Here is a 23,909-nt window from a genome sequence, read left to right on the forward strand (position 1 = left end):
ATCAAGCGGCTAGGAAAATGAGACTGGACGCCGCACTCACAATACTGATGAGCGCGTTGAGCACTGGATAAGACACCATAAACCCTGCCGCAAATTCAGCCCAGCCGGGTGCGGAGCAGATGTGAGCGAGAGATTTCCTGCCTTCCGAACGTCTGCGTGGACGCGTTCATCAGGCTGTTGCCAACAGGTGCCGGCGCGCTTGACTCACCCCTGGAGCGAGGTGTTCTTCTCCTCCAGTTTCGTGCCGCCGCTGAGGCACCACTCCTTCCCAGCCGAATCTACGAACGCAACTTCTGTAATCATCTTCCGACCTTTGCCCTTAACAAGGAAGTCTGGGGCCTCGTTCGACCGGTCAAGATCAATGAGGGCTCCCCAGTGGTACTTGGGGTGGCTTGGCACGACGAACCTACCGGGAGGAAGCGCTCCTAGCTCAAGAGGCCGGTTCTGGACACTGCCGTCCAATCGCTGGCTATAGACCTTGACATCGTAAATTGGCTTGGTCGAGCCGTTGTACAGGAAGATGGCCCAACTCTCTTCATTCTCGCGTTGAGACAGCCTCGCCCCGAGCGCGAAGACAAGTTCTGCCTGCTCGCGTTCAATTGCTTTCTTCCTATCTTCATCACGTTTTTGCTCAACCGCCAGCAACCGCGAGCTCACACGCCACGCGACAAACGCAGCAATCACGGCCAAGATGCCCCCGATTGATCCGACCCACTCAGCAAGCGACCCTATGTTCAATGCTTTCACCACCTTGATCCAAACCGCCCGACTAGCACTCTGCCAATAGTGTCAAACTAGGAAGGTTGGCAGGCAACACGCCTCGAATAGCGACTGGTGCCTGCTGACCCTCCCCTCACTTTACCCACTCTTCCGGTTTTAGAGTGCGTTGAGTCGGGCTGATAGGTGCCCGGAGTGGAGCAGGCAGCGCAGCGCTTAGTGCCCGAAGTTCCTGAACCCCAGCCCGATACCGCGCAGGTGCTCGAAGCGTCCGTTGATCGCTTCGACCGAACCGTTCGACGCGCCACCGCGATCGAAGTACGCCAGCACGTGAGCCCGTTTCCGCCACAACGTCCGCCCCAACTGAGCAAGCTCGTCCAGCCCTGCCGGCAGATCTCTGCGCAACAGGTTGACCACTGCCTGCGTGAGCTTCCGCCTGGCGAGCTGGACGACATGGAACGGATCCATCACCGGTACCGCGTCCGGTAGCGCCTTCGTGGTGGCGGTGTGGTAGCCGGCGAATCCGCCCATCGTGACGACCCTGACCTCGGTACGGAATGCTTGGGAGCGTTCCTGCAGTCACGTGGTCACGACATTCGTGGAACGTCCGCCTTTCACATCCAACAGACGGGCTCGACCGGTCCCATCGATCAGTGGAGTCAGGTCGAGGAAGATCGTCGCGAAGGAGTCCTCACCGTGTCCGCGCACGTGTTTCCAGCTGTGCTCATCCATACCCAGGACACGGACCCCGGCCAGATGCGCGGGATCGGCGTAGACGGGGGATCGTGCGGCATCGAGCTGGTGCTGGAAGATCGAGCGCCGACACGGGGGCGGACACACTGGTAGCGGGGCAGGCGGGTCGAGTGGCCGGTGATCGGGACATCCGTCAGGCGACGGATGACATCGTCACGCAGGCGGCCTTCAGTGCCGTAGTCGGGACAGTAGTCTAGGGGTTCGCGTAGTGTGGCTTCGATGACAACTGTCACCGGTTTGTTCTCGATGTCAGTCATGGGGCATCTGCCTTGAGTCTTGTGCCTGCACGGCGCGCTCCCTGGTGCAACCGCACCGGCTTATTGGAACGCAACATGATTTTCCCACGGAACCATCAGTAAAGACGTTCCGATGGGCGCAAAGTTCGGTCCGGTGTGGGCATGGTGTCGGTACTCGGCAATCGCCACTCTGGCTGTGTAGGCATTCCAAGTGGCCGGCCGATCAGTAGTGATATCGGGCCTGAAGGATGATAAGTTCCTCGCCATCCACAAGGTAGACCAGTCGCTGCTCGCTGGTTATGCGACGCGACCATGAACCCTGCGCTCCGTACTTCAGCTGTTCGGGCTTGCCAATCCCGGTGAATGGGGCACGCAGGCAAGCGTCAATAAGTTTATTGATGCGTTTCAAGATCTGCCGGTCGGCTATCTGCCAGTGTTTGTAGTCCTCCCACGCCGATTCGTCCCAGACCAGACGCACTCAGTGCTCCTCGTCTGTACGATCCAGTTCATGAACTTCGACTTTTCCACTGCGGGCTCGTTCATATGCATCAAGCAATCGGCGAGCATTGGCCGGTGAACGGAACAGGTAGGCAGTTTCTTGCCAGGCTGCATACTCGTCGGCTGGCATCAGGATGGCGTTCCCTTTGCGGGAAACAATTTCTATAGCGTCGCGGTCTTCATTGACCTGCTCGATCAAGGGAAAAAGTCTCTTGCGTGCCTCGCTTGCACTGATAGACATATTGAGGACCTCCCTCGATGGAATGAATGGTACAGCTTAACGGTACCAGTCACTGCCGGTGTGCGTAGCGTGCCGCCGTACCGTACAGAGTTCGACAGCATGAGCATTCCTTTTGCAGGATCCCGTGAGAGATGTCTGCCCGGCCATGGATCTTGCACCGCACCTAGTGCTTCCGGTTTGCCGTGCCCGGACTTATCTACCCTGCCGAGCCGGTGATCAATAAAGAATCGGAATGCATTCACGATCATGCTGAGAACGTCACCGAGCCGGGTGCGCAGTTCGTGGTCGAATTCGTATAGCGCAATACATGTGCGAGGCTGGTTCCGGGAGCGAAGGTATCTAAGCGGATCTCACGGCCATCATCACTGAATTGCCACGCAGGTGGCACAGGACGATCACGGTAAATATGCCGATAGCCCGAGAGCCGATAGTATCCGTATCGCTCCAGGATCTGTGCCGCATACGCATCGTCACCGCAGTCCATGCCGCGCTCGCGTAGCCGGCGTACCTGTTCAGGGACTATCAAGAACGGTTTCGCATAGGTGCTGTGCGGATCTGTCATGTACCCACCATCCTGGTGTTCCCCGAGTTCAACGACTCCGGGCAGGAGTAGAAAAGAGAACAGACTTGCCTCTCATCGCGAGAAACAAGTCTGTCGTATTGATCCGAGTGTACACTTCGCACATGTTTCAGATCAAGCCCCCCGAACAGCTGGAACCCAGCGACGGCGGAGCGTCTGGCGTCGGGTTGACTACGACATCGTGCTCCGCTTGATACAGGCAGCTGTAAACCTGCTCTCCTCCCTTGTTCGCCGTATTACCTGACCTACCTGACGCAGGAAGGCCACACACGCCGCAAAACTTGTTATGTGACTCCGGTCGATGGCACTAAGAACCACAGTTCATCTCTTGCCTCCAGCAACTACACGTTAAACCGGAAGTCCACCGTGCTCCGGCACTGAGAACCACCTGCAGTCAGCGGCTACCAAGCCCGTCCGCGCAGGTCGATGTCTCCATCGGGCCACATCTCGAATGGGGCGATGGGCAGGACAAGGATCGGCGGGCCTGGCTCTTGCTCGACGGGTTCGCCATCACACCCGACCGACCTCTCGCGCGCACGGATCTTTTTCCACCCGCATGACGCGTAGAACGGGACGACCTGCTCTCGACACCCCAAGTAACCGAACGCGACGCGGCCGCCATCGCGCATCGACTGCGCTGCCCAGCTCATGAGTTCGCTCCCGAGACGCGTCCCTCGTGCGTCAGCGGAGATCAGAACACCGCCGACTCCCGCGATCGCGAGGATCTGGGTGCCGACAGCGATCTCGCGGCGCGCCCATCCCACGTGGCCGATGACGCGACCTTCGTTCCACGCCATGATGTGGACATCGTGTGGCGCATAGCCGTAGGGCTGCTGTGGATCCCACTCCCCGAACTCCTCGAGATATTCGCTGTCGAAGAGTTGCCGAAGCCCACGCAGATCGGCTTCAGTGAGCTCTTGGTGGGCGATGATCTCGATCGAATGACGCTTCACACTTCCACCTTCCACAGGTCTACGAGTTTGCCGCTGGTGTCGAGGACGATCATTCGAAGTCCACAGCTCGTGCGATACCATCTCGCGCAGGAACCGGAAGCTCATCCACTCCACCTACGTCCCGCGCCATGCTCAGAAGGGCCATGTCGATGGTGGGCCTCAGCGCCGCTTTGGTCAGAATGTCACGAACCTCGGCTTCCATGGAGCGTCCGTTCGCTTTCGCCTGAGAGGCGAGCTGTTGCTTCACGTGGTCATCGAGACCACGCCCGATAATAGATGCCATCAGTGCCACCCCCTTTTACTATCAACAGTCCTGGCGTGAATGGGGCACCATGGAAAGAAAGAAGCGAGGCGACTGATGCTGAAGAAGCGACGTCTCGCTGGCCGCCACACTCAATTCCGTATTACGATTAAGGGTATGAGGACGATTAATGGGCAACAGGTTAGCGAAGAACAAATCGATGAGTGGGTAGCGGAAGCCGAGGACGGCTACGATGTGGAGACGCTTCGCCGTCGAGGCAGGAAACCTCGCCACGAAAATGCGGCTAAAGTTATCTCCATTCGCCTTTCACCCAGCGAAATTTCAGACCTGGATAAATACGCGGCCACTCACGGATGGTCGAGGTCCCAGGCAATCCGAGAAGCTTTACGGAATGCCGTCTAAATGGAAGTTCGCTCAAGCGCCACAAAACACGGGATCAAACCAGAACTGAACCAAGGTCAGCTACCACGCTCGAGATACCATCGGGGCAATGGACCCTGCGGTTGGTCACGCAACCTGCAACGGAGAAATACTAGCGACAGTGTTCTTCAGAGCGCGACGCTGCAACCGTAGCTCGTAGTTCGACTGAAGATTCATCCAAAACTCCTCGGACGTCCCGAAATACCGCGCCAGCCGTATCGCCATATCTGCAGTGATACCTCGCTTGCCATGCACGATCTCGTTGATCCGCCTCGGAGGAACACCGATAGACACAGCGACCTTATGCTGCGTGATCCCGAAACCTTGGATGAAGTCCTCCATCAGGATCTCTCCTGGGTGGATCGGCTTGATCACGCGACTTGCAGGGGCGTGATCTTAGTTATCTGATCGGCCACACGCTCCTGCGCCATCTCAAGCTCATAACGGCTCTGAAGATTGAGCCAGAACTGCGGTTCCACTCCGAAATAACGCCCCAGACGCAATGCCGTATCAGCAGTGATGGCGCGCTTGCCGTGCACGATCTCGTTGATCCGTCTCGGAGGAACATCGATAGACACAGCGAGCTTATGCTGCGTGATCCCGAAGCCCTCAATGAAGTCCTCCTTCAGAACCTCGCCAGGGTGAATCGGAGCGTAAAGCTTCTCAGTCATAATGCTCCTCAGTGATAGTCCTCGATGATCACATTCTCCGGGCCAGCCTCGGTCCACACGAAGCAGATCCGCCACTGACTGTTGATACGAATGCTGTACTGACCCTTACGGTCACCCTTCAACGCTTCAAGCCGGTTCCCCGGCGGAACGCGAAGCGAGTTAAGAGACACCGCAGCATCGAGCAGATGTAGCTTCCTGTTCGCGGACTTATGAATCCGCGGATCTATCCGAGGCGCCGCTTCACGCAACCACACAAGCTCCGTGTCACGGTCACCGAAAGATCTGATCACGAAGTCAGTTTATAACGCAAAGCGTCAATAACGCTACACGTTAAACCGGAAGTCCACGACGTGTCGTTGCTAAATACCCTTACCCTATGGACATACAGCAGAAGCTGCTAGAGATTGAGTAGATACAAGAAGTAAAAAGCGATAGCTAGGATCACAGTACGGCCTTCGAGACCGCGACGACGGCTGCTACCGCAGGCCTCGTTGCCTAACTGACACCAACGCCGTGTCCACTACTCGGGGAACGCCCCCACCCCCAACATTAATGCTGCCCTGCCGGCAAACCAGGGCGGCCATGTGAGTATCGGACAATAATGCGTAGTCCTCCAAGGGTCTGGACACAGGAGCTTTCCCCTTTCCTCAGTGGTGCGACCAGAGGGAGAAGAAACATCCATCCCGGTGCACCCGCTGCGGTGATAACGACCCATCGCCCGCAGCAGGTGGCAATCGTCACGGTTATCCCTCTTTTTCAGATTCCTGTCCTCGGGATCAGAAAAAGACGGGGACCTGTCATAGGTCAGTGAGCATCTGCTGCATCTGGGCGATCTCGGCCTCCTGATCTTCAATGACCTGCTCAGCCAAAGCGATGGCCTGCGGGTTCTGGCCATCAGTGACCTCATCGCGGGCCATATCGACCGCACCCTCATGGTGGGCGGTCATCTGCTCAAGGTAGAGCCGGGCAGCCTCGGTGCCCTTGGCGTCCTCGAGGGCTGTCATGTCCTCCTCGCTCATCATTCCACTCATCCCGCCATGGTCCATCTCACCCATATCACCGGTGACCGGATCTTCTTCCTAGGTCTCGAGCATGTAATTCATCCGGTCGATCTCCGGGCCCTGGGCATCGATAACACCCTGGGCGAACTCGATGACCTCGGCCGGGATATCGTCCTTGGCCAGGAGGATTTCACTCATCTCCACGGCCTGCTGGTGATGAGGGATCATCATCTGGGCAAACATGATGTCCGCGTCGTTGTGATCGGCGGAGATCTCCCTGTCCGCCTCAGTCGTCGCCGTGGTGGTCTCGGTCGTCTCAGCGGTAGTCGTCGCAGTGCTGGTGGCCGAGGTGGTGGCGTCGGTGTTGCCTGACTCGGTGGCCTCACCGCAGGCGGCCAGCGCCAGGGTGGAGGCCACGGCGAGAGCGGAAAGAACAAGGGTGCGCTTCATCGTGGAGCCTTTCAGGGTATATGGGGGCAGTGGAGAGAAGTAGTGGATCAGTGGACGGCGGTGGATGCCGGAGTGGGCGTGGTGTGTTCCTCCTTCGACTCGGTCGGAGCCAGGTGAGCCGGATCCAGATCAATGCGGCGCAACAGTTGGGCGTTCAGGGCCACCACGATGGTCGAGGCAGACATCAAGATCGCGCCCACGGCCGGGGACAGCACGAACCCGATCGAGGCGAGCACTCCGGCGGCCAGCGGCACGGCGAGGATGTTGTAGCCAGAGGCCCAGATCAGGTTCTGGATCATCTTGCGGTAGCTGGCCTGGGACAGCTCAATCATCGACAGCACTGCCCGCGGGTCATCACTGGCTAGGACCACCCCGGCAGATTCCATGGCCACATCCGTGCCGGCACCGATGGCGATACCGACCTCCGCGCGGGTCAGAGCGGGTGCGTCATTGACACCGTCGCCGACCATGGCCACGCTCAAACCTCGGTCCTGCAACTGCGTGACCTTGGTGTCTTTGTCCTGTGGCAGGACCTCGGCGAAGACCTCATCAATGCCTAAGACCTGACCGACCGCGTGGGCCACCTGCTGGGCGTCGCCGGTGATCATTGCAACTTTCACCCCGCGGTCCTGCAAGGCTTTCACGGCGGCGTGGGATTCGGGGCGGATCTTGTCCTCGACGGCCACCGCACCGATGATCTGACCGTCGCGGACAATATGGAGCACACCAGCCCCACGCCCGGTCCAGGCGCTGGTGGTGTCGGTGAGCTCGGCCGGGATGGTGAGGTTGAACTCGCGCAGCATGTTCGGCCCTCCCACGAGGATCTCAGCGCCATCGACAGTGGCCCGGACCCCTCGACCGGAGGCGGCGCTGAAACCAGTTGCACGGATTCGCCGACGGGAGGCCTCGGGGTGGGCGGCCGCGGCCTCCACGATGGCGCGGGCCACGGGGTGCTCGCTGTCGGCCTCCGCGGCGGCGGCCAGGGCCAGCAACTCGCCCTCGGTGACGCCGACAGCTGCCGCGACACCGGTGACCGCGTGCGCACCCTCGGTCAGGGTGCCGGTTTTGTCGAAGAGCACCACGTCGATGGTGCGCATCCGCTCGAGCGTCATTCGGTCCTTGATGAGCACCCCGGCTTTCGCGGCCCGCTCGCTGGAGATCGCAATGACCAGCGGAATCGCCAGGCCCAGGGCGTGCGGACAAGCGATGACCAGCACCGTGACCGTGCGCACCACGGCATCGTCCGGGCTGCCGATGATGGTCCACACCACCGCGGTGATCAGAGCGGAGATCAGCGCGAACCAGAACAACAACGCCGCCGCCCGATCCGCCAGGGCCTGGGCCCGGGAGGAGGACTCCTGGGCATCGGCAACCATGCGTTGGATCCCGGCCAGGGCGGTGTCCCCGCCGGTAGCCTCCACCCGGATGCGGACGGTGTTGTCGGTGGCCACGGTACCGGCGACCACCTTGTCACCGGTGTCGCGGAAGACGGGACGGGATTCGCCGGTGATCATCGCCTCATCGAATTCGGCGGCTCCGTCGAGGATGGTTCCGTCGGCCGGCACCCGGGCACCGGCCCTCACCAACACGACGTCGTCGACGACCAGCTCGGAGATGGCCACGGTGCGGGTGGTCCCGTCGATGACTTTCTCGGCCTCATCCGGCAGCAGAGCAGCCAGCGCGTCAAGCGCTGAGGACGCGGCCCCGAGAGCGCGCATCTCCAGCCAGTGGCCCAGTAGCATGATGGTCACCAGCAGAGCCAGCTCCCACCAGAAGTCCAGCTCAAAACCGCCCAGCCCCAGAGTGGTGACCCAGGAGGCAACAAACGCCACGGTGATGGCCATGGCGATCAGAAGCATCATCCCGGGTTGGCGGGATTTCAGTTCTTTCCATCCGCCCTTGAGGAAAGGCGTTCCGCCGTAGACGAAGATGATCGTGCCCAGCACCGGGGGGATCCAAATGGATCCAGGGAATGCCGGGAGGTGGTAGCCGAGCAGGTGGGCGACCATGGGGCTGAAAATAACGACGGGAATGGACAGAAACAGCGACCACCAGAAGCGGTCCCGAAACATTGCGGTGCTGTGTCCGGCGTGTTCGCCGTGACCATGAACGTGGTGGTCTTCATCCAGGGCGGAGTGCGGGTGATCGTGGGGCATCGCCTGGCTGTGGGTGTCGGCATCTGCGTGGTGTTCGTGCCTGGCATGATCCGGGTGGTGGGTGTGGTCTATTTCCGGAGCGGGGTGATCACCATGGTGATCACCGGAATGGTGGGGAGTGCTCATGACGTTCCTTCCGCTCAACCCGGTCAGGGTCGAGATGATGGGTAAAACCGATCAGGATAAGACGGTGTAGCCGGCCTCCTCGATGGTCCGGCGAACCATCTCCGGAGGTACGACACCGGTGACCGTGACGGTGGAAACACCACCAGCAGCGAGATCAACCTGGACGTCGTCAACCTGGGGGAGGGCCTGAAGGGCCTGGGTCACGCTTTTCGCGCAGTGCCCGCAGGTCAGGCCAGTGACCTGGTAGCTAGGGGAGGCCCCTCCTGCTGACGAGTCGCTGGCGGCAGGGATGGAGGCGGTGCCGGCGTCTGAGGCAGGTCCGCAACAGCTGCAGCCGTGGTTGGCCATCGGCAAGAGGCGGGGCGGGGAGGTGATCATGGGAAAGCTCCTACGGGTCGGTGGGATGCGGCGATGCCACTCCCTAGCGTATACCCCCCTGGGGTATTTTTTCAAGGAGTGGAGGGCACGGCCCTAAGGCGGGGCAGGGTGTGGTCACCGAGCATCCTCCTCACTGTCGGGAGGGGACAGCGGGAGGCGGAGGGCAAACACCGCTCCGCGACCGGGTCCGGGGGAGGTGGCGGTGAGAGTGCCGCCGTGGGCCTCGATCAATGCCTTGGAGATGGTCAGACCGATACCGGACCCGCCGTTGTCCCGGCTGCGGGCGGCATCCCCCCGGTAGAAGCGTTCGAAGATGTGTCCGAGCTGGCCAGGTGGGATGCCCTCGCCGTCATCGGCGACGTGGATGAGCGCGGTGGACGCCCCCTGACGGTGGACGCTGATCCGGACCTGCCCGCCGGCCGGGGTGTGCCGTAGCGCGTTCGACAGGAGATTGCTCATCACCTGGCCGAAGCGTTGCCGGTCCACGACCCCGTCCTGGAGACCATCGAGGTAGACCGTGAGCACCGATAAGGGGGTGCCCATTTCGTGGGCCAGATCAGAGAGCATCTGGCGGCGGACCTGTTCGGTGTGTTCCAGCCGGTCGGCCATGGTGTTGAAGGCATGCGCCAGGGTGGCGACCTCGGGGCCTGCTCGGCATGGAATAGCTCCAGCGAGGGGTCCTCCCGGCCGGCCATCAACATATGATCATGGAACAGGGTCGGGCCCACCGTCGTGGCCACGGCCGCGGCCACCAGCAGGCTAATCACCACGACCAACACCTGGGCGACCAGGAAGCGGAAGGTCAGGCCGGGTCCGTGATTCATGCCTGCCCCACCCGGTAGCCCACGCCACGCACGGTGTCGATAAACCCCCGACCCCGGGTGTCGGTGCCGAGCTTGCGACGCAAGTTGCCGATGTGGACATCGACGATGCGTTCATCACCGACCCAGGTGGTGTCCCAGACCTCGGTGACCAGATCGTGGCGGGTCAGCGCCTGGCCGGGGCGCAGGGCCAGGGCAACCAGCAGCTCGAACTCCGTGCGGGTGAGCTCCACGGTCCTCTCCCCCACCCGCACCTGATGGGCAACGGGGTCAAGGATGAGGTCACCAACGATCAAGGGGGTGGTCACCTGCGGTGGGGTGGTGCTGGTGCGCGGGCGGCGCTACACCGCATGCACCCGGGTGACCAGTTCCCGGATGCTAAAAGGTTTGGTGATGTAGTCATCCGCCCCCAGGGTCAAAGCGCTGATCTTGTCGTCCTCGCTGCCACGCGCGATGAGCATGAGGATGTAGCAGTCCGAGAAGGTGCGGATCCGTCGGCATACCTCCAGACCGTCGAGTTCGGGCAGCCCCAGATCCAGCACCACAACATCGGGGGAAAGCGACGGGCCTCGTCCACGGCCTGGGTGCCGGTGTGCGCCTGGCGGGTATCGAAGCCGGCCCGGATGAGGTAGGAGGCCACCATCTGAGCCAGGGGTTGTTCATCATCGACGACCAGCACCCGCCCCAGGGGCGTGGCGGTGGTCGGTGTGCGGTCAGCCATAGACCCCAGTATCGCTCGGGGCAGGGGAATACCACCCTCGCTCAGTGCCCGGCGGGGAAATCTTCAATCAAATCTTCAAACATCACCCTTCAACCGCCGTCACCCCTGTGCCCCACCCCGGGCCGGCGGCATCGCCTCTCCTCGTCGGTTCAGCAGGCGCCACCAGGGATTTCATTGCCTGCACCGCATACCTGAGGCGGGTAGAAGGACATCGCCCACGGCTGTGGAGTGGTGTCCCGGTGGTGACCCAGCCCACCGAACTCATCCCCTTTTCACCCTGTTATAAGGCTGTGAGCAGGGTTTTTGATTTCTACTCCGTCAGGCGCCCGTGCAAGATAAAGGTATGGCACCGACCTTGAGGCGGTGTCTTCTCACAGAGTTACCACGGTCCAAGGAGATTGACGTGAAACGAGCAGCGATCGCAGCCGCCGCCCTTGCCCTCGCCCTCACGGGGTGTTCGGCCGCCGACCCGGAACCCACGGCCGACGGGACGGTGTCCCAAGATACATTCCTGACTACCCATGGCCTGGCCGACATGGACGCGGTGGAGATCATTGATCGCCTCGACCGGCAGAAGGTCACTGAGCGTCCCACAGATCTGATCGCCTCAGTACGTGCCGATGAACTGCTGCTCTCGAGCGGTGACCAGGAAGTCGTGGTCGATCTTCCCGACAATCAGACGTATGTCTCGATCGCACCCTATCTCAACTCCACCCACGACTGCTTCTACCACAGCCTCACGACCTGCCAGGGGGAACTCGACAATAAGGATATCCAGGTCACGATCACCGATGAGGCGACCGGTGAGGTGCTGGTGGACGAGGCGACAACCACCTTCGACAACGGGTTTATTGGCTTCTGGCTTCCCGATGATGTCACCGGCCTGATTGAGGTCAGCTACCAGGGGCGTACCGGCACCACGGAGTTTTCCACCACCGACGACGGTGCTACCTGTTACACAGACCTGCGCCTGACGTGATAGCTCAGCAGGGTCCTCGCCTGCGCCTGTCTCCCGTGTCACTGAAGTCCCCCACGGTGGCACCTACTTCTACCATTCCCACACCGGCCTGCAGCTTGATCGCGGCCTCCACGCCCCACTGATCATCCGTGACCCGCAAGACGCTGAAGACCAGGACGTCGAGTGGGCCATCGTGCTCGACGACTGGGTCAATTGCATTCAGGGCACTCCCGACGATGAGCTCGACAAGCTCACCGGAATGGGTTCGGGCGACCATAACGGGGGTATGGGAATGGGAGGTCACGGCCAGATGATGCACGGCACCCCGGACCGGGTACTGGGCGGGGATGTCGGCGATGTGATGTATCCGCACTACCTCATCAACGGACGTATCCCCCGTGCTCACCGGACCTTCGAGGCTCGCCCGGGCGACAAGGCCCGCCTGCGGTTTATCAACTCCGGCGGTGACACCATCTTCAAGGTGGCCCTCGGTGGTCACCGCATGACCGTCACCCACACCGACGGCTTCCCCGTCCAGCCCCGGGAGACCGAATCGATCTACCTGTCGATGGGCGAGCGTGTCGACGTCGAGGTCATCCTCGGCGACGGCATCTTCCCGCTCACGGCTTTGGCGGTGGGTAAGGACGACCGCGCCTTCGCCGTCATCCGCACCGCCGGCGGCCAGGCCCCCCACCCCGATGTCGACTTCCCCGAGTTGTCGTCCACCGGACTGCTCCTGTCCTCCCTGAAGCCAGCAGACCGTGCACTCCTACCCGAGGACACACCAGACCGAGAAGTCAGCATCGACCTGGGCGGGCAGATGATGCCGTATGAATGGAGCATTCTCACCGACGGCCAATCCTCCTCCGCGACCGTGCAGGAGGGCCAGCGCCTGCGGATGGTCATGCGCAACAGGACCATGATGCCCCACCCCATGCACATCCACGGCCACACGTGGGCGCTGCCCGGCAGCGGCGGACTACGCAAGGACACCGTCCTTCTCCGCCACGGTGAAACCATGATCGCCGACCTGATCGCTGACAACCCCGGTGAGTGGGCATTTCACTGCCATAACGCCTATCACATGGAAACCGGGATGCTCAGCTCGCTTCGCTACGAGTAACCCCCACAGCAGGGTATCGAGCGAGATGCGAAGGTAAATGGCAGCACGTGTTGTTATACGACTAACACTAGCGCGCCTTAGGTTACGTTGAACTTGAACTCCACGGAGTGTCGGCGATAACTAACCATTTGATGCGCGCGTGCGGAATTAACAACGAAATACCGCTAAAACAGACAACATATGGGGTGCACAGAAACACATATAGGTTCTGCGGAAAACCTATAGGGCGCGTCGCTAAAAACCGCTGTGCGCGGAAAACATAAAGGGTTTACGGACCCGGTCCCAGACCCCTCAATACTCTGAGCCGGAAGAATGGAAAGTGGAAGGTTGATGTATCCCCGCTATTTATTTTTTCCGTTTTTCGGAGTACATCGGGAGCTACAACTGCGGACCAGCTCTGTGTGAACTAGATGAGAAGGCGCAGCAGCGAATCATCGACGCTGGACAGTTGGTGCTGCGGGCACGCGAGCGGCACCCCCGGCGGTCACTCGCGGAGCACTACAACCCGTTATCGATGGACCCAATTCTGCTCAAGGCTCACAACAACTTGGACCAGGAAGTCGATAAGGCTTTCGGTGCGGCACGCAAACTCACCAACGAGCGCCACCGCCAGGAGCTACTGTTCGCCAGCTACGGGGAGTTGGCGAGGGGCTATGTCTCCTCGCTTTCATCAAAATCGAAACCACCAGCAGGGTCGTTCCCCGTGCGGGTGATTTTGATCGGCCCGCTGCCGGGTGTAGAACCCTGTCGCTGGCAACGCCGGGAACTATGACTGTGCCCGACGAGAACACGTCACTGTCATAACGCGGCTCACGGTAGACGAGCATGGGTCGTTCACTACTACTGGTGGATTTCGGTTTTGGTGGTGGGGGGATTACCGCCGCCGGCCTCGTTTTTTCCGTTGAGGAGGGCGTTGACTACTTCCCGATTGTGAAATGGGCCGATGGCGCGGTGGAGAGAAACCAGTCACCTGGAAGAGATCGATCCAGTCGCTGGTGCGCAATCTGGGAGGTAGGGTTGCGGGGTCGATTCCTCGCGAGCGCAACCATGATTGTGTCTCTGAACGTGATGAAAACAACCCTGCCCTTCGGAGAATTTCCCCTATCCCGCGTCCCCGGGCGGTGAAAACGGTGTGCACCATCGCCTGAAAGGCTTTGCGCTGCTCTATCGGGATCTTCGGGTCACCCACCCGGCGGATCACTAAGATCCCCCCGTCAACGTTTGGCTGTGGCCGGAAAGCAGACCTTGGTACTCGGGAACCAAGGTGAAATGTGAACCATGGGGACCACTGAGCCGTCATCATTGTGCTTGCGCCTACCCCGGCCCGGCGGCGAGCGACTTCCCACTGCATGAGGAGTACAGCGTCAGTCCATGCCGGCGCATGCAACAACTTTCGAAGAATGGCAGTAGTGAGGTGAAAGGGAATGTTTCCCACAATGACGCAGGGAGTGGCGGGTAACGGGAAGTTAAGGAAATCATCATGGACCACTTCGACCGACGCCGAGGCGGTCTTTTTTGTGAGTTTGGCAGCTAGTTTTGCGTCTACCTCAACTGCCGTTATTGGCCTCCCCAAGCGGGATAGCGGGTGAGTGAGGGCACCGCTTCCTGGCCCGATCTCAATGATGGGGCCAGAGGATTGTTTTACAAGATCGACGATGGAGTTGATGATCTTGTGGTCTGTGAGAAAATTTTGGCCATGTTCGTGACGGCCGTATCCGTATGTAGACATCAGGTGTGCTCCGTGGAGTTGAAACGAAGCCGGGCATGGCAAATGGCCGCCCGGCTAAAGGACCGGAGCGGTTTCTAACCTGCGGGAGGGAGAAAACCGCCTTAGCGGCTGGTGAGCGGCCGCATGAAAACGGAACCTGAAATCAACATGGGCCTATCGTATCCAATTAATTTCGCAGGGTCCAATACGGTGAGAAAGAAGACAACCGCACCGCAACAGTGCAAGACCTCTCTGGATTGGAATTTGTCCTACTTTCGGCTCGTCGTACAGACGCCACTGGCGTATTTTGTCTCTGGGCAACGAGGGGGAGTTACCCCCACCTCCGGATGTTTTTAAGGTGCACCCCTGATTACGCTGTGGTGCGGGAGTAATTTTGTCCGACCGATCGGACTATCCACCGACGTGGGGCGGGTAGTTCGAGGTCCCAGCAGATGATCGCGTCGATTTCGCCGCGTTCAAAGGACGCCACCATGGCGTCGTAGTCGGGGCGAGCCACATTCTTCTTTGACGCGGAAATGGACTGATCGACGTAGTTATGTCCTATGTCCAACGTGCAAGCCACGCTGCTTTGCAATGGCTTCACAGTCCTGACGCTGCCGGTCGATGGTGAGGCCATCCACGTCAGCGTCTCGTGAGATACGAAGGTAAATAGGAGCGCGTGTTGTCAAACGCTATTAATAAGGCCCTTAGCTACACATTGAACTTAAACTCGACGGTATGTAGTTGCAAAGTTACTTTCTCGAGAACCTCGCCGCCCACGTCGCTCCCGCGTTGGGTGGCAGCCGAACCACAAAGGATCAGTCATCTGCTATCCCATCGACTAATTCTTGCAGGTCGCAGGACCTTCGCGTAACTGTCAGTTCAGCGCATTTTGAATAGTTCAGCACACGATGTATTGTTCAGCACATGCTGACCATTGTTTCACGCCTCGACGTCATGAACCGGCTCGGCCGGGCTATGGCCGATCCGACGCGCTCCCGAATCCTGATGACCCTACTCGACGGCCCGAGCTACCCAGCTGTGCTTGCGCGCGACCTGGACCTGACCCGCTCGAACGTATCGAACCATCTGACCTGCTTGCGCGACTGCGGCATCATCGTCGCCGAACCAGAGGGCCGCAAGACTCGCTACGAAATCGCCGATCCGCACCTCGCGGCAGCGCTCGACGCGCTGGTGAACGCGACGTTGGCTGTCGACGAAAACGCCCGGTGCATCGACCCTGAGTGCTCGGTGCCCGGATGCGGCGTGAAAGGAGCGGACGCATGAGCTCGGCATGTGGATGTGAATACGAAACCGCCAAGGAGATCGAAGAGCTCGATCGGCCATGGTGGAAGGACCCCGAGCTGCTGCTACCGATCTTCTCCGGCGTAGCCCTCGGCATAGGCCTAGCGCTGGACTGGTCCGGGCTGGAGACACCCGCGACGATACTGTTCTGGCTCGGCCTGTTGCTGGGCGCATACACGTTCGCACCTGGAGCGATCCGGAACCTTGTCACGAAGCGCAAGCTCGGCATTGGTTTGCTGATGACGATCAGCGCGGTTGGCGCGGTAATCCTCGGCTTCGTCGGAGAGGCCACGGCGCTAGCGTTCCTGTACTCAATCGCCGAGGCACTGGAAGACAAGGCAATGGACCGGGCCCAGGGCGGACTGCGGGCATTGTTGAAGTTGGTACCGCAGACCGCGACGGTGCTGCGCGACGGCACGACGGTCGAGGTCGCAGCGAAGGACCTCGTGGTTGGCGAGCTGATGCTCGTGCGCCCCGGGGAGCGGATCGCCACGGACGGCATCATTCGGTCTGGACGTTCCAGCCTTGACACCTCAGCGATCACCGGAGAATCCATTCCGGAGGAGGTCGCACCCGGCGACGAGGTGCCCGCGGGAGCGATCAACTCAGCCGGTTCGCTGGAGGTCGAGACGACCGCAGCTGGAACGGACAATTCACTGACCACACTCGTGGAGCTGGTCGAGCAGGCGCAGGCGGAAAAGGGCGACCGCGCCCGGATCGCCGACCGGATTGCCCGACCCCTCGTGCCCGGAGTGATGATCCTGGCTGTGCTGGTCGGCGTGATCGGCTCGCTGCTGAGCGACCCCGAGACGTGGATCACCCGAGCGCTGGTGGTCCTGGTCGCAGCGTCGCCGTGCGCGCTGGCAATCTCCGTGCCGCTGACGGTCGTGGCCGCGATCGGCGCGGCCAGCCAGTTTGGCGTGGTCATCAAGTCCGGCGCGGCGTTCGAGCGGCTCGGCGGCATCCGTCACCTGGCGGTGGACAAGACCGGAACCCTCACCCGCAACCAGCCTGAGGTTACCGGCGTGGTCCCGGCAGACGGATTCAATCGGGCGCAGGTGCTTGCTTTCGCCGCGGCAGTTGAGCAACAATCAACGCACCCCCTCGCCGCGGCGATCGCGGCGGCGGGACCCGAAGCGCCCGCCGCCCAGGACATCAGCGAGGAAGCCGGACATGGCATCAGCGGCACCGTCGAAGGTCGACGGGTCCTGGTGGGCAGCCCCCGGTGGGTCGACGCCGGGCCACTAAAGGCAGACGTTGAGCGCATGGAGTCCGAGGGCCAGACCTGCGTCCTTGTCACCGTCGATGACGCCCTTGCCGGGGCGATCGGGGTCCGCGACGAGCTGCGGCCCGAGGTGCCCGAGGCCGTGCAGACCCTGCACGCCAACGACGTGGAAGTAAGCATGCTCACCGGTGACAACACTCGCACCGCCCGGGCGCTGGCTGAAATCGCCGGAATCGACGACGTGCGCGCCGAGCTTCGCCCGGAGGACAAGGCAAGCATCGTCGCCGAACTCTCATCCAAGACGCCGACGGCGATGATCGGCGACGGCATCAACGACGCGCCGGCACTGGCGGGCGCTACGGTGGGCATCGCGATGGGAGCGTCCGGCTCCGACGCCGCGATCGAGTCCGCTGACGTCGCCTTCACCGGCCACGACCTCCGGCTGATCCCGCAGGCGCTGCAGCACGCCCGCCGAGGCAGCAGGATCATCAACCAGAACATCGTGCTGTCTCTGGTCATCATCATCGTGTTGATGCCACTGGCGATCAGTGGTGTGCTGGGCCTGGCCGCCGTCGTGTTGGTTCACGAGGTCGCCGAAGTCATCGTGATCTTGAACGGCCTGCGGGCTGCACGAGCGAAACGCTGAGGCTGTGACCGGCAAGTCTTATAAGGGTTAAACCACGCGCCGAGCACACACACGTTGGACCAGGCGAGTCATTCGAGTTCACCACCTGGTCCTTCTCGATGCGTGCAGGCACGGAAACTGTGGGTGAACCTAATAGTTCAACGGCCCGATACCACTTGCAGATTCTTCACACGAGGTAGCGGAATGGGCCGAGGCCGAACGAAAACCGGAGTTAGAGACAGCGCTCTTCAACCTCCTCCCCCCAATAACGCGAAACGTCATTAACGCCTCGCGTTAAACGTTGAACTTGAACTCGACCACGTCGCCGTGGATACCAACCTCGCACGACATGCCGTTTTTTGCTTTTCCGGTCAGTTCTTGACCGCGGACACCCGACGGATCAGTCGTGCTACCACCTGGCATACTAGGGCGGCGGGCAGGAGCAATGCGACGCCGTTGACCGTGTCACGGAACCGCAGCTCGCACCCGTCCCGCTGAAGTTCTCGACGCGCCATGAGTGCCCCGGGGAGCATGATCGGCAACGCCGTCGCAACACCGGCGGTGTAACCACGCTGCGCGACTGAACCGCCGAGGTGAGTCACGACGTGGGCTTCCAGCCCGGCGACGACTGCCCGATAGGTCGCCGACTTACCGGTAGAGCGCACGCCGCGGCCACACGCCGCCGCCACCAGCATTCCCATCAGCCCCACGGCGATCCACGATTGCTGCGGCGTGATTCTGAGTTGTTCTATACCAGTTCGATCCGCGAGACGATCGCAGGATGCAGGAAACGCGAACGCCTCTTCGAGGTCGTGGATTACCCACGCCGCAAAAAGCGCAGTCGGCCCCTTCCAACTCACAATTCAGCCTTTCCCTCACGAATGCAACTACGATGAATCTGCTGGCAGACGCACACGCCCACCAGCATCATTTCACAGCCGACAGAGTGTTTGAGGCCATGCAACCGTGAGGTCCAACCGGAACTCGACTAAACGTTAAATCTAAATTCGACGACGTCGCCGTCCTGCATAATGTATTCCTTGCCTTCAAGACGCACACGGCCCGCGGCCTTCGCGGCCTGCATCGAGCCCGCCGCGACCAGGTCGTCGAACGAAACAACCTCGGCACGGATGAATCCACGCTGGAAATCCGTGTGAATCACGCCAGCTGCCTCAGGCGCGGTAGCACCCTGCTTGATCGTCCACGCACGCGTCTCCTTCGGGCCCGCCGTCAAATACGACTGCAAACCAAGCGCCTCATAGCCAGCCTTCGCAAGCTACTCCAGACCAGACTCCTCAATGCCAGCGTCAGCGAGCATCTCTGCCGCATCATCCTCATCAACCTCAATGAGTTCAGCTTCGAACTTCACATCGAGGAAAATCGCCTCGGCTGGCGCTACGAGTTCGCGCATCTTCGCCTGCATGGCTCCGTCGGCCAGCGCGGGCCATCTGCGGAAAAGATCGCCAAGACTCATCTGGAGGTCGCCCAGGCCGCGGACGAAATCGGCGTGAACAACGCGCCCTTCCGTGTCCACCACTTCGTGCCGCGGGCCTCCGCCCCGATGCCGCTGCTGGGTGCTGTCGCGGCCACCACCAATCACATCGAGGTGGGCACCGGGGTCATCGACATGCGCTAGCGCATGTCGGGGTCGTGGCGTTGGCGCGAACGGCTCTGCCGTTTACAGGTACCGGCAGACCTGGTCCGCGCTGCACGAGTCGGGGTCGGGCTGCGCGGCGTCGTGCCTGAGCTCGGCGATGGTGTCTCGGAGCGCTGTGAGCTGGGCGATCTGCTGCTTGATCTCGGCGAGGCGCGCGTCGAGGAGGTCGCGCACGTGCTCGCAGGGAGCAGCGCCGCCGTCGCGGATTTCGAGGATCTGGCGGATCTGGGCGAGGGTGAGGCCCGCGGCCTGGCCGCGGTGGACGAAGTCGATCCGGGCGGCCGTCTCGGGCGCGTAGTCGCGGTATCCGGACGGCGTGCGCTCGGCCGGCGGCAACAGGCCCTGCTCCTCGTAGAACCGCAGCGTCTTCGCCGTCGTTCCCGCCCGCTCGGCGAGTTCTCCGATCCGCAATGCTGTCTCCCTCCGTGGCCGCGCTTGACCTTCCCCTGCACTGGAAGGTCCAGTATGGCTGAGACAGCGCAGAAAGCCAAGAATTGACAGGAGCAGCGATGCCTACGAAGTACGATCTCGCCATCATCGGATCGGGAGGCGGCGCGTTCGCCGCTGCGATCCGCGCCAGCACGCTCGGGAAGTCGGTGGTGATGATCGAGCGCGGGACGCTCGGCGGCACCTGCGTGAACACGGGCTGCGTCCCGTCGAAGGCGCTCATCGCCGCGTCCGGCGCGCGGCACGTCGCCGTCGACGCCGCAACCCGGTTCCCCGGGATCGCGACGACGGCGGATCCCGTCGACATGCCCGCGCTGATCGCTGGGAAGCAAGCGTTGGTGGAGTCGCTGCGCGGCGAGAAGTACGCCGACGTCGCCGACTCCTACGGCTGGCAGGTCCTCCGCGGCGACGCCTCGTTCGTGGGCACCCCTGATGCGCCGGTTCTCGATGTTGCCGGAGCCGACGGAAGCGTCGAGACCATCGAGGCCGCGCACTACCTGGTCGCGACTGGTTCTCGCCCGTGGGCACCGCCGATCGACGGCCTGGACGAGACCGGATACCTGACCTCGACCACGGCGATGGAGCTGACGGAGGTCCCCGAGTCGCTGCTGGTGCTCGGCGGCGGCTACGTCGCCCTGGAGCAGGCGCAGCTGTTCGCCCGCCTCGGCTCGCAGGTCACGCTGCTCGTGCGGTCCCGGCTCGCCTCGAAGGAGGAGCCGGAGGTGTCGAAGGCGCTCCAGGAGGTGCTCGCCGACGAGGGCATCCGCGTCGTCAGCCGCGCAGTGCCCACCCGGGTCTCCCGCGGCACGGGAGGCGAGGCCGTCGTGACCGCCGCCGTGTCCGGCGGCTCGCAGGAGTTCCGCGCCGACCAGGTGCTCCTCGCCCTCGGACGCCGTCCCGTCACCGATGGCCTGAACCTCGATGCGGTCGGGGTGAATACCGGAGACTCCGGCGAGGTGGTCGTCTCCGACCGGCTGCAGTCCTCGAACCCGCGGGTCTGGGCCGCGGGCGACGTGACCGGGCACCCCGAGTTCGTCTACGTCGCCGCCCACCACGGCACCCTCGTCGCTGAGAACGCGTTCGCCGACGCCGACCGGTCCGTCGACTACGCCCGCCTGCCGCGGGTGACGTTCACCGGGCCCGCGATCGGCGCGGTCGGGATGACCGAGAAGGACGTCCTCGCCGCCGGGATCCGCTGCGACTGCCGCGTCCTGCCGCTGCACCACGTGCCCCGCGCACTGGTCAACCGCGACACCCGCGGGTTCATCAAGATCGTCGTGGACGCCGACACCGGGAAGATTCTCGGCATCACCGCCGTCGCCAAGGACGCCGGCGAGCTCGCCGCCGCAGGCGTCCACGTGCTCGGCAGGACCGTCGCCGAGGTCGCCAACGCCTGGGCCCCCTACCTGACCATGGCCGAGGGCATCCGGATCGCCGCGAAGGCCTTCACCACCGACCCGTCGCTGCTGTCGTGCTGCGCATGAACGGCAACGCAGGCAATCGGGGAGATCTCATCCTGAAGCAGACGATGAGCGCCGATCAGGACCGCGACGAACGGCGCGCCAGTCCCGTCGTCGCTGCAGTGACCGGGCTGCTCTTGCTGGCATGCTGCGCACTTCCGTCGCTGCTCTGCTGCGGCCTGCCGTTCATCGCGGCGGGCGGAGCACTCGCAGGCGTCGGTGGGCTCCTCGGTAATCCCTGGATCATCGGTGCCGGGACCGCCGTCGTGATGGCCGTCATGGCGGGGATGCTCGTCAGGCTACGGCGGCGGCACCGGCGCCGCAGGTCCGGCTGCTGCGAAAATCCTTCGACCGCTGATCGGAACCGGTAGTTCGAGCGGATCCAGCGATCACTGCCACCTGCGGAGGCCGCTGAAATCGAAGCCCGACGGGAGAAGGAGGAGCAAAAAGCGTTCGAATCAACCGGTGACGAGGATAATACTGAGGCTGGATCCCGGCCGTCGCGACGCGGTCTCCGCTTCCGCCGAGACGAGAAAGGGTTGTGGGCACCTAGGCTGGGCGGCATGAACGACATGACCATAGCGCCCGGCCCGGGGATCCCCGACAGTGCGGTCATCGCCGCCGATCTCGCGGAGCGTTTCGCGAAATCGTCGACTCCAGGCGGCCAGGGCGTCAACACGACGGACGGCAAAGTCCAGCTTTCCATCGATGTCGCCGAATGCGCATCGCTTACCGACGCCCAGCGTCACCGTATCTCGCGCAACCTCGAGCACCGCCTAGACGGCTCCGTCTTTACCGTGACTGCGTCGACTCAGCGGTCTGTGTTTCGCTCCTGGTCCTCTCGCTTGCACCTGCGACACAGCCTCGTGCCCCCGGGCCGTAGCGTTCGGGGGAGCACAATAGCCCCAGTCCTCATCACGTCCCGGGATCAAAGAGTTCATCGCAGAGGTTAAGCACTACACGTTGAACTTGAACTCGACGGAGTGTCGTCGCTGTTTAACGTGTGCGAGATTCATTCTTGGACCCAGCCCAGTCGCTGGCGTTAACCTTGCACACAACTATGGCGATGGTCCTGGACGGCCTTGCCGACTGAGCACCCGGCACCCTCATCACAGACGTTCGTGCTCCCCACATCCTTCGCTCAAGCGGACTGCTATTCCGTAAACCGATGTAGTCACCCCTCCAGGACGGTAGCCCCATCAACCCAGCGAGCCAATAGACTGAAAGCCGCGAACTGCTCCAACGCGACTTGCTCCTCACCACCGTCGTGTGGAACATGCATCCCGGGATTGCGGATAGCCGCGTACAAGCCCTCTGCAAAGGCGCGGGCGCCCCGATGCAGGTTCTCAAACGTCCTACTGCCATCATTTTCCATAAGCCGAAGGCGCGGCACATTACGCTTCGGATCGTGGAGTGAAAACGCCTCGTTGAAAAGTGCTGTTTCAGATATGTCTAGGCGGTTCAGTTTCGCTTGGGTCTCTGCATTGACGCGGATGGCAGCCTGCATCACTCCTTGATGGTAGTGCCCATGATTCCAGTAACCCTTGCCATTTTCCCACGCCCACGGATGCAGATTGGCTGCGTCTAAGTCTGGTGTGTTCTCTCCGAGCTTTTCAGCGAGTTCAGACCGACGTTCAAGCGCTGTCTTGGCCCGAGCCGCTTGACTCCTCAGCCAGCTATACTCCTTGTCCTGGACCGGGAGTCCTTGTCTCCACCCGGGAAGCACTCGGTCAAGGATCACTTCAACGACATGGGCGCGTGCCGCAGCCTCAGTCGGCGATCCGCTCATAACGGTTCCAAGGTAGGCGATGCCCGGGCCCATGTCGGGGACTACCTTCGCTGTGACTTGCAGGAACGTGTCTATCTCATTGATCGCCCCACTCGGGGTCCAGCTCGGCCATGCCTCCATTATGACGTATGGGGCTGACACGGCCGGAGAGAACTGGTCTGATACCCCAACCAGAAACACCCCGCATTGTTGCAGGCGCGCTGTCGCGCGCCCACAATGGAAACCATGAGCGATCCCAACTTCACGATCCGCCAGATCACCTTCGACTGCCACGATCCCTCAAAGCTCGCCAAGTTTTGGTCCGCCGCAACCGGCTGCGAAATCGTCGCGGATTACGGCGATTTCGTGATGGTTGATTCGACCCCGGCGCTAGGGTTTCAGCGCGTCGAGGATCCCACGCCTGGCAAGAACCGCATGCATATCGACGTTGGCACGTCGGAGCGAGAAACCTTAGTAGAGCGTCTCAAAGGCTTGGGCGCTGCCGAACTAGACACCCACGAAGCACCGGGATTGGTGTGGACCATCATGCAGGACCCAGAGGGCAACGAGTTCTGTGTGGGCAGACCCAAGGCCTAGCTACACATTGAACCTAAATTCAACGACGTCGCCGTCCTGCATAATGTATTCC

General features: G+C 61.7%; 27 protein-coding genes and 7 pseudogenes. 10 read left to right on the forward strand and 24 right to left on the reverse strand.

The features are described 5' to 3' along the window. Positions 1–204 precede the first annotated feature (204 nt). The 9 genes and pseudogenes from HMPREF3160_RS06855 to HMPREF3160_RS06885 all read right to left on the reverse strand — a co-directional run bounded on the left by HMPREF3160_RS06855 (position 205) and on the right by HMPREF3160_RS06885 (position 4,261). Positions 205–747, reverse strand: a complete 543-nt coding sequence (locus HMPREF3160_RS06855; RefSeq protein ID WP_035755505.1) for a hypothetical protein — start codon at positions 745–747, stop codon at positions 205–207. 186 nt (positions 748–933) lie between these two features. Further along, positions 934–1,107: pseudogene (locus HMPREF3160_RS10330) on the reverse strand (transposase); the annotation flags it as partial. A gap of 39 nt (positions 1,108–1,146) precedes the next feature. Next, a pseudogene (locus HMPREF3160_RS10335) lies at positions 1,147–1,296 on the reverse strand (transposase); the annotation flags it as partial. Then, positions 1,297–1,449 (reverse strand): transposase, encoded by a 153-nt coding sequence (locus tag HMPREF3160_RS09880; RefSeq protein ID WP_141739868.1) that lies wholly within the window; start codon positions 1,447–1,449, stop codon positions 1,297–1,299. Between the two features lie 480 nt (positions 1,450–1,929). Beyond that, complete coding sequence (locus HMPREF3160_RS06865) at positions 1,930–2,184, reverse strand: Txe/YoeB family addiction module toxin (RefSeq protein ID WP_035755506.1); 255 nt, start codon at positions 2,182–2,184, stop codon at positions 1,930–1,932. Then, positions 2,185–2,445, reverse strand: coding sequence for a type II toxin-antitoxin system Phd/YefM family antitoxin (locus HMPREF3160_RS06870; protein WP_035755507.1), 261 nt, complete (start codon positions 2,443–2,445; stop codon positions 2,185–2,187). Positions 2,446–2,689: 244 nt separating this feature from the next. Continuing rightward, positions 2,690–3,007 carry an Abi family protein gene (locus HMPREF3160_RS06875; protein ID WP_070507741.1) on the reverse strand — a complete coding sequence of 106 codons (318 nt, stop codon included), beginning with the start codon at positions 3,005–3,007 and terminating at the stop codon, positions 2,690–2,692. Between the two features lie 419 nt (positions 3,008–3,426). Then, complete coding sequence (locus tag HMPREF3160_RS06880; RefSeq protein ID WP_070507743.1) at positions 3,427–3,978, reverse strand: GNAT family N-acetyltransferase; 552 nt, start codon at positions 3,976–3,978, stop codon at positions 3,427–3,429. Between the two features lie 49 nt (positions 3,979–4,027). Then, on the reverse strand, positions 4,028–4,261 hold the full coding sequence (locus tag HMPREF3160_RS06885; protein ID WP_070507745.1) for a FitA-like ribbon-helix-helix domain-containing protein: 234 nt from the start codon (positions 4,259–4,261) through the stop codon (positions 4,028–4,030). 135 nt (positions 4,262–4,396) lie between these two features. Here HMPREF3160_RS06885 and HMPREF3160_RS06890 point away from each other — a divergent pair, with 135 nt between their 5' ends. Further along, positions 4,397–4,642: a ribbon-helix-helix domain-containing protein gene (locus tag HMPREF3160_RS06890; RefSeq protein ID WP_035755593.1), complete on the forward strand. Its 246-nt coding sequence runs from the start codon at positions 4,397–4,399 to the stop codon at positions 4,640–4,642. Positions 4,643–4,747: 105 nt separating this feature from the next. On the opposite strand, the gene HMPREF3160_RS06895 is transcribed toward HMPREF3160_RS06890, so the two are convergent. The 8 genes and pseudogenes from HMPREF3160_RS06895 to HMPREF3160_RS06940 form a co-directional block, all read right to left on the reverse strand. Further along, complete coding sequence (locus HMPREF3160_RS06895; RefSeq protein ID WP_070507747.1) at positions 4,748–5,035, reverse strand: HigA family addiction module antitoxin; 288 nt, start codon at positions 5,033–5,035, stop codon at positions 4,748–4,750. Further along, positions 5,032–5,331, reverse strand: a complete 300-nt coding sequence (locus HMPREF3160_RS06900) for a HigA family addiction module antitoxin (RefSeq protein ID WP_070490990.1) — start codon at positions 5,329–5,331, stop codon at positions 5,032–5,034. Before HMPREF3160_RS06900 ends, HMPREF3160_RS06895 begins: the two co-directional genes overlap by 4 nt. 8 nt (positions 5,332–5,339) lie before the next feature. Then, a complete protein-coding gene (locus HMPREF3160_RS06905; RefSeq protein WP_070490992.1) occupies positions 5,340–5,621 on the reverse strand; it encodes a type II toxin-antitoxin system RelE/ParE family toxin in 282 nt (93 codons plus the stop codon). A 507-nt stretch (positions 5,622–6,128) separates the two neighbouring features. Beyond that, positions 6,129–6,782: pseudogene (locus tag HMPREF3160_RS09705) on the reverse strand (DUF305 domain-containing protein). A gap of 47 nt (positions 6,783–6,829) precedes the next feature. After that, on the reverse strand, positions 6,830–9,064 hold the full coding sequence (locus tag HMPREF3160_RS06920) for a copper-translocating P-type ATPase (RefSeq protein ID WP_083285521.1): 2,235 nt from the start codon (positions 9,062–9,064) through the stop codon (positions 6,830–6,832). A 51-nt stretch (positions 9,065–9,115) separates the two neighbouring features. After that, entirely contained in the window at positions 9,116–9,442 is a 327-nt protein-coding gene (locus HMPREF3160_RS06930; RefSeq protein WP_070507752.1) for a heavy-metal-associated domain-containing protein, read from the reverse strand. Between the two features lie 114 nt (positions 9,443–9,556). Then, positions 9,557–10,266 (reverse strand): annotated as a pseudogene (locus HMPREF3160_RS06935) (sensor histidine kinase). Next, positions 10,263–10,984 (reverse strand): annotated as a pseudogene (locus HMPREF3160_RS06940) (response regulator transcription factor). Before HMPREF3160_RS06940 ends, HMPREF3160_RS06935 begins: the two co-directional pseudogenes overlap by 4 nt. Before the next feature lie 403 nt (positions 10,985–11,387). Here HMPREF3160_RS06940 and HMPREF3160_RS06945 point away from each other — a divergent pair. From HMPREF3160_RS06945 to HMPREF3160_RS10095, 3 genes and pseudogenes are all read left to right on the forward strand, one after another. Beyond that, a complete protein-coding gene (locus HMPREF3160_RS06945) occupies positions 11,388–11,963 on the forward strand; it encodes a CueP family metal-binding protein (protein ID WP_070507754.1) in 576 nt (191 codons plus the stop codon). A 31-nt stretch (positions 11,964–11,994) separates the two neighbouring features. Continuing rightward, positions 11,995–13,065 (forward strand): annotated as a pseudogene (locus HMPREF3160_RS06950) (multicopper oxidase family protein); the annotation flags it as partial. A 397-nt stretch (positions 13,066–13,462) separates the two neighbouring features. Beyond that, positions 13,463–13,837, forward strand: a complete 375-nt coding sequence (locus tag HMPREF3160_RS10095) for a type IIL restriction-modification enzyme MmeI (protein ID WP_332253768.1) — start codon at positions 13,463–13,465, stop codon at positions 13,835–13,837. A gap of 102 nt (positions 13,838–13,939) precedes the next feature. On the opposite strand, the gene erm is transcribed toward HMPREF3160_RS10095, so the two are convergent. Then, positions 13,940–14,794: a 23S ribosomal RNA methyltransferase Erm gene (gene erm, locus HMPREF3160_RS06960; RefSeq protein ID WP_065422277.1), complete on the reverse strand. Its 855-nt coding sequence runs from the start codon at positions 14,792–14,794 to the stop codon at positions 13,940–13,942. A gap of 349 nt (positions 14,795–15,143) precedes the next feature. After that, a complete protein-coding gene (locus HMPREF3160_RS10215) occupies positions 15,144–15,356 on the reverse strand; it encodes a recombinase family protein (protein ID WP_232219261.1) in 213 nt (70 codons plus the stop codon). A 344-nt stretch (positions 15,357–15,700) separates the two neighbouring features. Here HMPREF3160_RS10215 and HMPREF3160_RS06965 point away from each other — a divergent pair, with 344 nt between their 5' ends. Together HMPREF3160_RS06965 and HMPREF3160_RS06970 are read left to right on the forward strand one after the other, a co-directional pair. After that, a complete protein-coding gene (locus HMPREF3160_RS06965; RefSeq protein WP_070507756.1) occupies positions 15,701–16,060 on the forward strand; it encodes a Cd(II)/Pb(II)-sensing metalloregulatory transcriptional regulator CmtR in 360 nt (119 codons plus the stop codon). Then, positions 16,057–17,949: a heavy metal translocating P-type ATPase gene (locus HMPREF3160_RS06970; RefSeq protein WP_070507757.1), complete on the forward strand. Its 1,893-nt coding sequence runs from the start codon at positions 16,057–16,059 to the stop codon at positions 17,947–17,949. The genes HMPREF3160_RS06965 and HMPREF3160_RS06970 overlap by 4 nt, the downstream gene beginning before the upstream one ends. A 350-nt stretch (positions 17,950–18,299) precedes the next feature. On the opposite strand, the gene HMPREF3160_RS06975 is transcribed toward HMPREF3160_RS06970, so the two are convergent. Both HMPREF3160_RS06975 and HMPREF3160_RS06980 read right to left on the reverse strand, forming a co-directional pair. Next, a complete protein-coding gene (locus HMPREF3160_RS06975; RefSeq protein WP_052048356.1) occupies positions 18,300–18,788 on the reverse strand; it encodes an HXXEE domain-containing protein in 489 nt (162 codons plus the stop codon). A 128-nt stretch (positions 18,789–18,916) separates the two neighbouring features. Continuing rightward, positions 18,917–19,366: pseudogene (locus HMPREF3160_RS06980) on the reverse strand (DUF933 domain-containing protein); the annotation flags it as partial. Positions 19,367–19,435: 69 nt separating this feature from the next. Between HMPREF3160_RS06980 and HMPREF3160_RS10340 the strand changes: the two are divergent. Next, entirely contained in the window at positions 19,436–19,564 is a 129-nt protein-coding gene (locus HMPREF3160_RS10340) for a monooxygenase (RefSeq protein ID WP_232219314.1), read from the forward strand. Positions 19,565–19,606: 42 nt separating this feature from the next. Here the strand turns inward: HMPREF3160_RS10340 and HMPREF3160_RS06985 are convergent, their stop codons facing one another. Beyond that, positions 19,607–19,996, reverse strand: coding sequence for a heavy metal-responsive transcriptional regulator (locus tag HMPREF3160_RS06985; RefSeq protein WP_070507759.1), 390 nt, complete (start codon positions 19,994–19,996; stop codon positions 19,607–19,609). Positions 19,997–20,094: 98 nt separating this feature from the next. On the opposite strand from HMPREF3160_RS06985, the gene merA reads away from it, so the two are divergent. Together merA and HMPREF3160_RS06995 are read left to right on the forward strand one after the other, a co-directional pair. Further along, positions 20,095–21,516 carry a mercury(II) reductase gene (gene merA, locus HMPREF3160_RS06990; protein WP_070507762.1) on the forward strand — a complete coding sequence of 474 codons (1,422 nt, stop codon included), beginning with the start codon at positions 20,095–20,097 and terminating at the stop codon, positions 21,514–21,516. Beyond that, positions 21,513–21,863 (forward strand): hypothetical protein, encoded by a 351-nt coding sequence (locus HMPREF3160_RS06995; protein WP_070507789.1) that lies wholly within the window; start codon positions 21,513–21,515, stop codon positions 21,861–21,863. Before merA ends, HMPREF3160_RS06995 begins: the two co-directional genes overlap by 4 nt. An 87-nt stretch (positions 21,864–21,950) precedes the next feature. Here the strand turns inward: HMPREF3160_RS06995 and HMPREF3160_RS10220 are convergent, their stop codons facing one another. Both HMPREF3160_RS10220 and HMPREF3160_RS07005 read right to left on the reverse strand, forming a co-directional pair. After that, entirely contained in the window at positions 21,951–22,265 is a 315-nt protein-coding gene (locus HMPREF3160_RS10220; protein WP_256174142.1) for a hypothetical protein, read from the reverse strand. A gap of 401 nt (positions 22,266–22,666) precedes the next feature. Then, positions 22,667–23,422: a TIGR02391 family protein gene (locus tag HMPREF3160_RS07005; protein WP_141739869.1), complete on the reverse strand. Its 756-nt coding sequence runs from the start codon at positions 23,420–23,422 to the stop codon at positions 22,667–22,669. Between the two features lie 84 nt (positions 23,423–23,506). On the opposite strand from HMPREF3160_RS07005, the gene HMPREF3160_RS07010 reads away from it, so the two are divergent. Next, positions 23,507–23,857, forward strand: a complete 351-nt coding sequence (locus HMPREF3160_RS07010; protein ID WP_035757359.1) for a VOC family protein — start codon at positions 23,507–23,509, stop codon at positions 23,855–23,857. Positions 23,858–23,909 lie beyond the last annotated feature (52 nt).

This window comes from Arthrobacter sp. HMSC06H05 (assembly GCF_001807395.1).
Taxonomy (GTDB): domain Bacteria; phylum Actinomycetota; class Actinomycetes; order Actinomycetales; family Micrococcaceae; genus Pseudoglutamicibacter; species Pseudoglutamicibacter albus.